The 10,811-nt window shown below is 69.0% G+C and carries 12 protein-coding genes; 3 read left to right on the forward strand and 9 right to left on the reverse strand.

Annotation, left to right across the window (positions count from 1 at the left end; translation table 11 throughout):
• Positions 1–64: 64 nt before the first annotated feature.
• Positions 65–775: an SDR family NAD(P)-dependent oxidoreductase gene (locus tag EO081_RS04945; RefSeq protein ID WP_129340779.1), complete on the reverse strand. Its 711-nt coding sequence runs from the start codon at positions 773–775 to the stop codon at positions 65–67.
• A gap of 47 nt (positions 776–822) precedes the next feature.
• The gene (purF, locus tag EO081_RS04950; RefSeq protein ID WP_129340780.1) at positions 823–2,280 is read right to left on the reverse strand and encodes an amidophosphoribosyltransferase; all 1,458 of its coding nucleotides are present in this window, start codon (positions 2,278–2,280) and stop codon (positions 823–825) included.
• 131 nt (positions 2,281–2,411) lie between these two features.
• Between purF and hisI the strand changes: the two genes are divergently transcribed.
• The 3 genes from hisI (at position 2,412) to EO081_RS04965 (ending at position 4,528) form a co-directional block, all read left to right on the forward strand.
• Positions 2,412–2,771, forward strand: coding sequence for a phosphoribosyl-AMP cyclohydrolase (gene hisI / locus EO081_RS04955; protein WP_129340781.1), 360 nt, complete (start codon positions 2,412–2,414; stop codon positions 2,769–2,771).
• Positions 2,768–3,256 carry a hypothetical protein gene (locus EO081_RS04960; protein WP_129340782.1) on the forward strand — a complete coding sequence of 163 codons (489 nt, stop codon included), beginning with the start codon at positions 2,768–2,770 and terminating at the stop codon, positions 3,254–3,256. The genes hisI and EO081_RS04960 overlap by 4 nt, the downstream gene beginning before the upstream one ends.
• 525 nt (positions 3,257–3,781) lie before the next feature.
• The gene (locus tag EO081_RS04965) at positions 3,782–4,528 is read left to right on the forward strand and encodes a 2-phosphosulfolactate phosphatase (RefSeq protein WP_129340783.1); all 747 of its coding nucleotides are present in this window, start codon (positions 3,782–3,784) and stop codon (positions 4,526–4,528) included.
• 120 nt (positions 4,529–4,648) lie between these two features.
• Here EO081_RS04965 and EO081_RS04970 read toward each other — a convergent pair whose 3' ends face one another.
• The 7 genes from EO081_RS04970 to EO081_RS05000 all read right to left on the reverse strand — a co-directional run bounded on the left by EO081_RS04970 (position 4,649) and on the right by EO081_RS05000 (position 10,757).
• The gene (locus EO081_RS04970; RefSeq protein ID WP_240697538.1) at positions 4,649–5,977 is read right to left on the reverse strand and encodes a cell wall hydrolase; all 1,329 of its coding nucleotides are present in this window, start codon (positions 5,975–5,977) and stop codon (positions 4,649–4,651) included.
• Positions 5,978–5,986: 9 nt separating this feature from the next.
• Positions 5,987–6,907 (reverse strand): cysteine synthase A, encoded by a 921-nt coding sequence (cysK, locus tag EO081_RS04975; RefSeq protein WP_129340784.1) that lies wholly within the window; start codon positions 6,905–6,907, stop codon positions 5,987–5,989.
• A complete protein-coding gene (locus tag EO081_RS04980) occupies positions 6,904–8,235 on the reverse strand; it encodes an MFS transporter (RefSeq protein ID WP_129340785.1) in 1,332 nt (443 codons plus the stop codon). Before EO081_RS04980 ends, cysK begins: the two co-directional genes overlap by 4 nt.
• Before the next feature lie 108 nt (positions 8,236–8,343).
• On the reverse strand, positions 8,344–9,201 hold the full coding sequence (locus EO081_RS04985) for an alpha/beta fold hydrolase (protein ID WP_129340786.1): 858 nt from the start codon (positions 9,199–9,201) through the stop codon (positions 8,344–8,346).
• A gap of 61 nt (positions 9,202–9,262) precedes the next feature.
• A complete protein-coding gene (locus tag EO081_RS04990) occupies positions 9,263–9,754 on the reverse strand; it encodes a pyridoxamine 5'-phosphate oxidase family protein (protein ID WP_125960111.1) in 492 nt (163 codons plus the stop codon).
• A gap of 109 nt (positions 9,755–9,863) precedes the next feature.
• Positions 9,864–10,193 (reverse strand): hypothetical protein, encoded by a 330-nt coding sequence (locus EO081_RS04995; protein ID WP_240697539.1) that lies wholly within the window; start codon positions 10,191–10,193, stop codon positions 9,864–9,866.
• A 294-nt stretch (positions 10,194–10,487) separates the two neighbouring features.
• Positions 10,488–10,757 (reverse strand): hypothetical protein, encoded by a 270-nt coding sequence (locus EO081_RS05000; RefSeq protein WP_129340787.1) that lies wholly within the window; start codon positions 10,755–10,757, stop codon positions 10,488–10,490.
• Positions 10,758–10,811: the final 54 nt, after the last annotated feature.

Consider the following 10,811-nt stretch of genomic DNA (forward strand, 5'->3'; position numbering starts at 1 on the left):
CGTTGCGATCGCGCTTCCTGCCGTAGCGGCAATGGATTCGGACTTGCGGCAGGATGACGAACGGTCAGTCGACGCGCTCGAAATGCCCCGTCTCGAACCCCGCCACCATCAGCGCGGCAATCCGCTCCGCCACCACTTCCGGCGGCTTCACGCTTTCGGGCGCCTCGCCCGGATAGGCACGCGCGCGCATCTTGGTGCGGGTAGCGCCCGGATCGACGATCGCGGTGCGGATCGCGGTCAGCTGGCGAACTTCCTCGCCGAACGCGGTCAGTAGGTTCTCGAACGCCGCCTTGGACGATCCGTACAGCCCCCAATACGCGCGCGGGGTGCGCCCGACACTGGAGGTCAGCCCGACGACCCGGCCGTTCTTCGCCTGGCGCAGCATCGGCCCGAACGCGCCCAACAGCGCCGCCTGCGCGGTCACGTTGAGCGTGAACAGCGTCGACATTTCCTTGAAGTCAATCGCGTTCACCGGCCCCAGGCTGCCGAGCATCGCCGCGTTCAGCACCAGCATGTCGAGCGCCTGCCAACGCTCGCCCAGCGCCGCCGCCAGCCGGGCGACGCCGTCCGGCTCGGCCAGGTCGAGCGGCGCGATCGTCGCGCTGCCGCCCGCCTGGTGGATCGCCTCCTCGACCTCCTCCAGCCCACCCGGCGTGCGCGCGGTCAGCACCACATGCGCACCCTGGGCGGCAAGCGCGAGCGCCGTCGCCGCGCCGATGCCGCGGCTGGCCCCCGTCACGAGCGCGAGCTGGTCGGCAAGGGGCTTGTCGGTCATCGAAGATCCTGGAGCTTGGAAAAAAGAAGGGCAGGGTGCGCCGGCGATCAGCCGACGCGCTCCTCCAGCATGGCGAGCTGGTCGACCGTGCGGGTCTCGTCCTGGTCGGTCAGCGGCGTCGGATAGTCGCCGGTGAAGCAGGCGTCGCAATATTTCGGCCGCACCGCTGCGCGCTCGGCCTCGCCCAGCGCCTTGTAGAGGCCGTCGATCGACACGAACGCCAGGCTGTCCGCCTGGATATATTCGGTCATGCCGCCCAGATCGAGCTTGGCCGCCAGCAGCTTGGCCCGCTCGGGCGTATCGACGCCATAGAAGCAGCTGTGCCGCGTCGGCGGGCTGGCGATGCGCATGTGCACCTCGGCAGCGCCGGCATCGCGCATCATCTGCACGATCTTGAGCGAGGTGGTGCCGCGCACGATCGAATCGTCGATCAGCACGATCCGCTTGCCCTCGATGAGCGCGCGGTTGGCGTTGTGCTTCAGCTTCACGCCAAGGTGGCGGACCTTGTCGCCGGGCTGGATGAAGGTGCGGCCGACATAGTGCGAGCGGATGATGCCGAGTTCGAACGGGATGCCCGACTGCTGCGCATAGCCGATCGCCGCCGGCACGCCCGAATCGGGAACCGGGATCACCAGGTCGGCATCGACCGGATTCTCGATCGCGAGCTCCGCGCCGATCGCCTTGCGCACCGAATAGACGGAGTTGCCGCCCGAGATCGAATCGGGCCGCGAGAAATAGACATATTCGAAGATGCACGGCCGCGGCGCGTTGGGCGTGAACGGGCGGATCGAGCGCAGCTCGGTGCCCTTGACGATTACCAGCTCGCCCGGCTCCACGTCGCGGACGTACTCGGCGCCGACCACGTCGAGCGCGACCGTCTCGGACGCAAAGATCACCGAGTCGCCCAGCTTGCCCATCACCAGCGGGCGGATGCCCAGCGGATCGCGGCAGGCGATCATGCCCTCGGGCGTCATGCAGATCAGCGAATAAGCGCCCTCGACCTGCTTCAACGCATCGATGAAGCGGTCCAGCAGCGTACGGTAATTGGACGTGGCGACCAGGTGGATGATCACCTCGGTATCCGACGTCGACTGGAAGATCGAACCGGTCCGCACCAGGTCCTTGCGGAGCCGCAGCGCATTGGAAAGGTTGCCGTTGTGCGCCACGGCGAAGCCGCCGCTCGCCAGCTCGGCATAGAGCGGCTGCACGTTGCGCAGCGCCGTCTCGCCGGAGGTGGAGTAGCGGACGTGGCCGACGGCGGCCGCGCCCGGCAGCGCCTCGATCACGTCGGGCCGGTCGAAGTTGCCGGCCACATGCCCCATCGCGCGATGCGTGTGGAACTGCACCCCGTCGAAGCTGGAGATGCCGGCGGCTTCCTGCCCGCGATGCTGCAGCGCATGGAGGCCGAGCGCCACCAGTGCTGCCGCGCCGTCCGCGCCGGAAACGCCAAAGATGCCGCACTCTTCGCGCAGCTTGTCGTCATCGAATGGATTGGTGCTAAACATCGGCCCCACGGGGTTCGCTGAGATGCGAGCGCCATATAGGGAGCGATTCCGGGTTTGTCGCCCTTCTGTCACGAAGAATGTGCGATCGCCCCGGATTGCCGCCCCGCCGCCTCCCCGGTAAGCCGCCGGCCATGGACGCGCGCGACACCGGCCTCACCCTGAATCCCAAGTACGACGCCGCGGGGCTCGTCACCGCGGTGGCGACCGATGCCGCAACCGGCGAACTTCTGATGGTCGCGCATATGAATGCCGAGGCGCTGGCGGCGACGCTGGAAAGCGGGGAGGCCACCTTCTGGTCGCGGAGCCGCAACCGGCTGTGGAAGAAGGGGGAGACCTCCGGCCACGTCCTGCGCGTGGTAGAGGTGCGGATCGACTGCGACCAGGATGCGCTGTGGCTTCGCGTCGAGCCCGCAGGGCCCGCCTGCCACACCGGCGCGCGCAGCTGCTTCTTCCGCCGGATCGAGGACGGCCGGCTGGTCGCCGTCGAATGAGGCGCGGCGTCGCCGCGCTGGCGCTGGCACTTGCGGCCTGTTCGGGAGGCGGCGACCCGGCGAACACCGAGGCGCCGGACCTAGAGACGGTCGCGATCGAGCGCGGGGTGGTGCGCGATCCCGGGAGCGACTCGATTACCGGTCTCTACGCGCGCGGCGGCGACCGGCTCTGCCTCGTGCCGCAGGGGGAGGCGCTGCGGGTCGGCGCCTTCGTCCTCAACGGCGGCCGCCTCGGCTGCAGCGCGAGCGGGACGGCCAAGCGTTCGGGCGATCGCCTCCGGATCGACTTCGGCAACGCCTGCGAGGTGGAGGCGCGGATCGAGGACGCGCGCGTCATCTTCCCCGCCAAGCTGCCGCCGCAATGCGCCGGGCGATGCAGCGCGCGCGGTACCTTCAGCGGCCTGCGCGTCGAGCGGATGAGCGACGTCCTCTCCGAAGCCGCCGCCCTCCGCGACCCCCGCGGCCGGGCCGTGTGCGGGGGCTAAGCCGGCCCAGAAGGTGCGTCAGCTATCGGTACAATGGCATCTTGCACGTTCTCATCCTGTCGTTGAGCCTAGCAGCATGAACGACGAAAGGTACCGGGGTGGGGGGACGACAGGCGGCAAATGGGGCTGTGCCCTTGCCGCTGTCGTGGGTCTGCCACTACTTGGTTTGGCGGTATTGGTAAGTGCGCTGGGCACTGCATCCCAGAAGTGCCCTGCAATCATGACCTAGAGTGGCCGCTGATCCTCGGAGCGCTGGTGATCTCGCTGGCTGTCGGTCTCGCCATTCGGGCGCTGATCAATGGCGTCGCCGCGCGCGGAGGCGGCGACCGTTAGCGCTCGATGAGTCGGGTTCACGCTTGATACCCATCATCGTCATCCCGGCGAAGGCCGGGATTGATCAGGCACTAGGCGCACCCGGTGAGATGGACGCCGGCCTTCGCCGGGTGCCGGAGGAAAGGCCGAGGAACGCGGCTAGCGCCAACGACTCGCCAATTGGCAACCCTGCCTCGCTCTGGCATCGCTTCGATGATGTCGAAGGTGGTTTGCGAATGGGGTCTGTCCGGGATCGAGGCTTGGAAGGCCTCGGCGGACGTGTTCATCATCGTTGATATATTGTCCTTCTCGACGGCGGTCAGCGTATCCGTCGAGAACGGCGCGATGGTGTTCCCCTTCCCATATGGCGACGCCGCGGCGGCAGACACCGAAGCTGCTCGGCTCGGAGCGGTCGCGGCCTCACCGCGAAGCGCCGGCGGGGGGCAGCTCAGTCTTTCGCCAGTCAGCCTGAAGCAGATCAAGTCGGGCGCGCGCCTTCTGCTTCCGTCGCCCAATGGCTCCCGGCTGTCCCTGAACACCGGCGACACTCCGACGATTTGCGGCTGCCTTCGAAACGCACGTGCGGTCCGCGAGGAGGCAAACCGCCTTGCTGGTGATGGAACGATCGTTGTGATCCCGGCAGGTGAGCGGTGGCCGGATCAGACGCTACGCCCGGCTGTCGAAGATTGGCTCGGAGCGGGCGCCATTATCGCGGGCTTGAGCGGAACACTGAATGCAGAGGCCGACCTGGTGGCCGAGGCTTACAGGGCAGCGAAGCCTCGCCTCGCCCAGATAATTCGCGACAGTCGGTCAGGTCGCGAACTCTCCGGGTGGGGGTACGCCGAAGACGTAGAAGTCGCGCTTGAGTCTGATGCGACCGACGTCGTGCCGTTGATGCAGGAAGGTGCGTACCAGGCAAGTCGAAACCACACGTCGCCATTTATCCGTTCGGCGACGTAGGCGCGGTTTCCCCCGTCTTCATCCGGACAGCAGTTCTGGCTAGGTGCTCCTCGAAAGCCGCCGCAGTCGGCGACCTGCAACACCGTCCCTTCGCCAGCGGCTGCCTGCTTTGGCGCGAAACTACGATGCGACCGGCGCGGCCGCTGCGGCGACCGACGCCGCCGGCTCCGCGGCAGGCTTGCGCCGCACGCCGCTCAGCCCCGCGGGGCCGTCCTCCGTCACTGCGCCCGGGGCCGGGGAGGCGATCGGCTGTGGTGCGCGGCGCATGCATTGCGGCTTGGGCTGGGGGAAGTCCGCGCAGTTCCATAGCGCGCGCTCCAGGTTGCGCGGTCGGTCGCGCAGGTAGCTGAACGACATCGACGTCAGCTGCTGGGGCGACAGCGTGCCCTTCGCGCTCGCCGGCAGCTGGCGCGGGTCGGTCCAGCCCATGAACTTGCAATAGGGGCGCTCGCCGCAGGCGCGGTCCGCCAGAATCGGGAAGCTCGCCGCATCCTTGGCATCGACATGGATCAGGAAGGTGTTGGGGTCGTCCGCCGATGGCTTCAGCGCAGAATCCGGCAGCGCCATCGCCTTCTGCATCGCCAGTGCCTGGGTTTCCGCCGCCAGCACCTCCGGCAGCTTGTGCGCGTCGAAGTGCGCCGCCAGCTGGGTCACGCGCGGTTCGCTGCCCGTGGCGGTGAAGCGGAACGCGGGCGGGGTCCCCCACCAGCCGGTCCAGCGGAAGAACAGATGCGTGTGGACCGCCACGATCTTGTCGAGGCTGGAGCTCCAGTACGGCACCACCCAGTCGGTGTGATAATGGGTGGCATGGCCGACCGGCCTGTAGACGGCGCCTGCCAGGGCCGTGTCCGCGACCTTGCGCGCGCGCTCCCAGAAGGGCTCGGAATACCAGCGCGCCAGCGCCCCGTCGCAGGTGAAGGTGAATTGGCAGCCGGTGGTCCGCTCGGAGCCCTGGAACACCACCCCGCACACCGTCTTGGGAAAGGCCGGATGGCGGACGCGGTTCAGCACCACCTGGGCGACGGCCTTCTGCCCCTCCGGATCGTCGCCCGCCTCATAGAGCACGGCCGCGGCGAGGCAGTCGCTCGCCCGCGCCCGGTCCTCGTCCGCGCCGCTGAAGCGGAAGGGGCGGGCGGCAGGATTGGGGCCGCCGGCAAACGGGATGCCGGCGTTGAAGGCCCGCGCCTCGTCCGCGGTCATGTCCTGGAACTCGATCGGCTCCACGGCCGGCAGCTCCGCGGGGGGCAGCACGCGGCGCGGTGCCGCATGCCGCATCGCGCGGCCGTCCTGCGAGGGCATCGACGGCGCATGCGTCACTGCCCATGCGGGCACCAGCACCGCCGCCAGCGCCACGGCTGCGAGCACCCCGTCGAGCACGCGCGAGCCCGTGCCCAGCGGCGCGCGCACGCCTGAGGAATCAGGCGCCGCCGCGCCGCGGAACACCAGCATGTCGATCGCTCAGCTTTCCGGCAGGAAATCCGGAACCGACAGGTAGCGCTCGCCCGTGTCGTAGTTGAAGCCCAGCACCCTTGCCCCGTCGGGCAGGTCGGGCAGCTTCTGCAGGATCGCCGCCAGCGTCGCACCCGACGAGATGCCGACCAGCATGCCTTCCTCGTGCGCCGAGCGCCGAGCCATGTCCTTGGCGACGCCCGCACCGACCTTGATCACGCCGTCGATCGCCTGGGTGTGGAGGTTGGCCGGGATGAAGCCCGCGCCGATGCCCTGGATCGGGTGCGGCCCCGGCTGCCCGCCGGAGATCACCGGCGAAAGCTCCGGCTCCACCGCATAGACCTTGAGCTGCGGCCACTGCTTCTTGAGCGTCTCGGCGACGCCCGTGATGTGCCCGCCGGTGCCAACGCCGGTGATCAGCACGTCGATCGGCGTGTCGGCGAAGTCCTCCAGGATCTCCTGAGCGGTGGTGCGGACATGCACGTCGACGTTGGCGGGGTTCTCGAACTGCTGCGGGATCCAGGCGCCGGGCGTCTGCTCGGCCAGCTCCTGCGCGCGCTCGATCGCGCCCTTCATGCCTTTCTCGCGCGGGGTGAGGTCGAAGGTCGCGCCATAGGCCAGCATCAGCCGGCGGCGCTCGATCGACATGCTCTCCGGCATCACCAGGATCAGCCTGTAGCCCTTCACCGCCGCGACCATCGCCAGGCCCACGCCGGTGTTGCCGCTGGTCGGCTCGATGATGGTGCCGCCGGGCTGCAGGTCGCCCGACGCCTCGGCCGCCTCGACCATCGCGAGCGCGATGCGGTCCTTGATCGACCCGCCGGGGTTGGAGCGCTCGGACTTGATCCACACCTCGGCGTCTCCGAACAGCCGCTGGATGCGGATGTGCGGCGTCTTGCCGATAGTGTCCAGGATGGTGTTGGCCTTCATTCTGCCTTCTCCTTGACGGGTGTGAATTCCAGCGTCGCCGGCGCTTCGAACGTGCGCGCCCTGCGAAGCTCTGGAAAAATGCGTGCCCACAGTGCCGTCACCAATATGGCACCGATGCCGCCTGCCACAACCGCGGCCACGGGGCCGATCGCCGCCGCAAGGAAGCCGGATTCCGCCTCGCCCAGTTCGTTCGAGCCGGAGATGAACAGCGTCGACACCGCGCCCACCCGGCCGCGCATGTCGTCGGGGGTGTAGAGCTGGATCAGCGACTGGCGCACATAGACCGACACCATGTCGGCGGCGCCCAGCACGAACAGCGCCGCGAGCGCCAGCAGCACCGCGGGCGCACCGTCATGCCCGACCGCCGATTGGCCGAGCAGCGGCAGCAGCGCCGGCGCGCTGAGGCCGAAGGCAACCGTCGCGCCGCCGAACACCGCGACCGCCGCCAGCATCTTCACGCCGACGTTGGTCCGCAGCGGCCGCCACGAGAACCACAGCGCCACCGCGATCGCGCCGACCGCGGGTGCCGCGCGCAGGTGGCCCAGCCCGTCGGCGCCGACCTTCAGGATGTCGCGCGCATAGACGGGCAGCATCGCGGTCGCGCCGCCCAGCAGCACCGCGAACAGGTCGAGCGAGATCGCCCCCAGCACCAGCCGGTTCTGGCGCACATAGGACAGACCCTCCAGCATCTGGCGGAAGGGATTGGCGGTCCCGCGCACCGAATTGTGCGGCACCCGCCCGATCAGCGACAGCATCAGGAACGAGAAGCTGAACAGCGCGCCCGACACGGTGTAGGGCAGCCAGTGGTTGGCGGCGTAGAGGTAGCCGCCCATCGTCGGCCCCAGCACCGTGCCCGCCTGCCACGATACCGAACTCATCGCGATCGCCGTCGGCAGGATCGCCTTGGGCACCAGATTGGGGGCAAGCGCCTGGAGCGAGGGGCCGGCAAAGGCGCGCGCCACGCCCAGCAGCGCCGCCACGAAGAACAGCAGTTCCAGCGTCACATGCTCGTGGTAGCTCGCCACCGCGAGGGTGATCGCGCATCCCGCCTCGATCGCCACCGATCCGCGCGCGATCCAGCGACGGTCGACCCGATCGGCGACCCAGCCCGCCACCAGCGAGAGGGCGAGCAGCGGCAGGAACTGCGCGACGCCGATGAGACCGAGGTAGAACGCCGCTTCCTTCACGTCCATCGTCCGGCGGGCAAGGTCGTAGACCTGCCAGCCGATGACGATCACCATCGACATCTGCGCAAGGGTGGTCGACAGCCGGGCCAGGAAATAGGCGCGGAAGTTGTGGATCGCGAACGGGTGCTGGGCGGCGGCCATGTCCAGGGCTCTATGCGGGGGCGGGGCCGGCGGCAATCACGCTTTGCAGGCTGGTCGCGACGCTACGGACGACGGACGCGCGGCGGCAGCCCCGCCGCGCGCCGGCGATCACAGGACGGTGCCGCCGTGGGTTGCCGCCACCGGATCGCCCAGGAACGCGAGCAGGTCGTCGGTCAGCCGGTCCTGATCGGTCGCGAACAGGCCGTGGGGTGCGCCGTCATATTCGATCAGCGTCGCGCCGGGGATCGCCGCGGCCGCCGCCCGGCCGGTCGCATCGATCGGCACCGTGTCGTCCGACGTGCCGTGGATCACGAGCGTCGGGACGGTGAACGCGGCCAGGTCGGGGCGGAAATCGGTGAAGGCGAACGCCTCGGCGCAGGCGAGGGTGGGCTTGAGCCCCGCCTGCTGCGTCAGGTTCCACGCCCAGTGCAGCCGCTCCTCGCTCACCGGGCTGGTGATGAAGCCGACGCCGAAGAACTGGTCCAGGAAGTTCGCCATGAACTTCGGACGGTCCGCTTCGATCTGGTGGCCGATGTCCTCCAGCTGCGCGCGCGGCACGCCATGCGGATTGTCGTCGGTCTGGAGCATGTAGGGCACGACGGAGCCGACCAGCACCGCCTTTGCCACACCCTTGCCCCCGTGACGCGACATGTAGCGCGCGACCTCGCCGCCCCCCATCGAGAAGCCGACCAGCGTCGCGCCGGAGGTGACGCCGCAGGCCTCCATCACGTCGGCCAGATCGTCCGAGAGCGTGTCATAGTCATAGCCCGACCAGGGCTGTTCCGACCGGCCGAAGCCGCGACGATCATAGGCGATCACGCGATAGCCGGCGTTGGCGAGCGCGAATGCCTGCGGGTCCCAGCTGTCCGACGACAGCGGCCAGCCGTGGATCAGCACGACCGTGGGCCCGCTGCCCCAGTCCTTCACATACAGCTTGGTACCGTCGCGGGTCTCGACAGTCGGCATCGGCAACTCCTTGTGCGGGGAAAGAGGGGCGGGCGGCAGGGGGACGGGGCAGCGGCGGGGTTCAGCCGAGGGTGACGTCGGCGACCTTGTCGGCGTAATCCGCCTTGGGATCGACCCCCAGCAGGATCTTGATGCCGGCGAACAGGCTCGACTCGTCCAGCCAGATCTTCGCGTGCTCGGCGTCCAGCCGGATCAGCTCCAGCTTGGGATCATCCTTGCCGCCTTCGTACCACGCGGCGGCGAAGCGGTTCCACAGCCGGTCGATCATGGCGCGGTCCTGCTCCACGACCAGGTTGCCGTGGATGCTTGCGAACACCTCGTGGTTCTTCGAGGCAAAGTGGGCGGTGGCGCGGGTGCCCTCGCGCATCTCCTTCACCAGCGTATTGTCCTTGGTGGTGAAGAACCAGATCGGCCCGTGCTCCGCGCCGTCCAGCGTCTGGCCCGTCATCGGCTGGGCGTGGCCGTCGCCGACGCCGTCGATCCCCAGCATCAGCGTGCGATCGGATTTCAGCGCCTTCCAGAAGCGGGTCTGGATTTCCTGGGGCGTCGGCATGCGGTTCTCCTGAAGTTCGCCGCGCCAACGGGTGGACCGCCTCGGCGGTTCCGGGGGAGCCGGGACGCGCGGGCCGGCTCCGGCACGGATCAGAGCGTGCAGCGGCGGGTCACGCCAGGGCGCACCGTGTAGCTGTCGGTGCCGGCGTTGTAGCTGCGGTGGCGCTGCTGGCACGCGCGGACGTGGCGGTACCAGTCGTTCTGGCGGCCGCGGTCGGCGCGCCCGGGCGCGTACCCCAGCGGTTGTCCCAGTTGCCATAGCTGTTGCCGCGCGTCGTCGTGGTCGTGCGGGTGACCGTCCGCACGGTCGTGCGGCTCTGCTGGTGCTGGCCCTGCGCATGCGGGGCGGGATCGGTTCGCGCCTGCGCGGAGGCGGCGGGGGCGATCATCGCCAGGACGGCGCCAAGGGCGCCTGCGAGCAATTTCTGCATGGACTTCATACTCTTCGTTCCGCCGATACGCTGGCGGCGCGAGCACAACCCCGGCCCCGCGAATGTTCCCGCGCGGCGTGCATCGTTCTTCTCCGACGGGAGAACTCGCGTGCACCGGACGGAAACCAAAGCGCGGACGCCACGTTGTTTGGGCGTAACAAAAAAGGGATGGAGCGATGAAGCGAGGCTGTTTGCTGTGGGTGCTCGGCGTGCCGCTGCCGGTGGTGCTGATCCTCTACTTCCTGTTTTTCCGCTAAGCGCCGGCCGCCGCTTGACCTCCGGGGCAAGCGACGCCCGCGGCGGCTATGGCCGCACGCAGAACTCCACGTCCGTCACATAGATGCTCTCGACGCACTGCTCCGCCGCCCAGGCGAGCCCCGCGTCCTCGGCCGCTTCCCGCGTTTCGAACGGCGGCAGCCCGATCAGCGCCACCGACTGCACCTCGTCCCCGTCCCCGCAGGCGACCAGCGCCGCGCCCGACAGCTCAAAGCGCCCGTCCGGAAGCCCGACGATGCTGATGCAGTCGACGTCGCCCGGCGCCACCTCGCCGCTCGGCATTCGGATGATTTCCATGGCTCACCTCCTCTTGATGCAGCGGCAACGCGCCAGGCCCGGAAAACGGTGCAG

Source organism: Sphingomonas desiccabilis, assembly GCF_004135605.1.
Classification (GTDB): domain Bacteria; phylum Pseudomonadota; class Alphaproteobacteria; order Sphingomonadales; family Sphingomonadaceae; genus Sphingomonas; species Sphingomonas desiccabilis.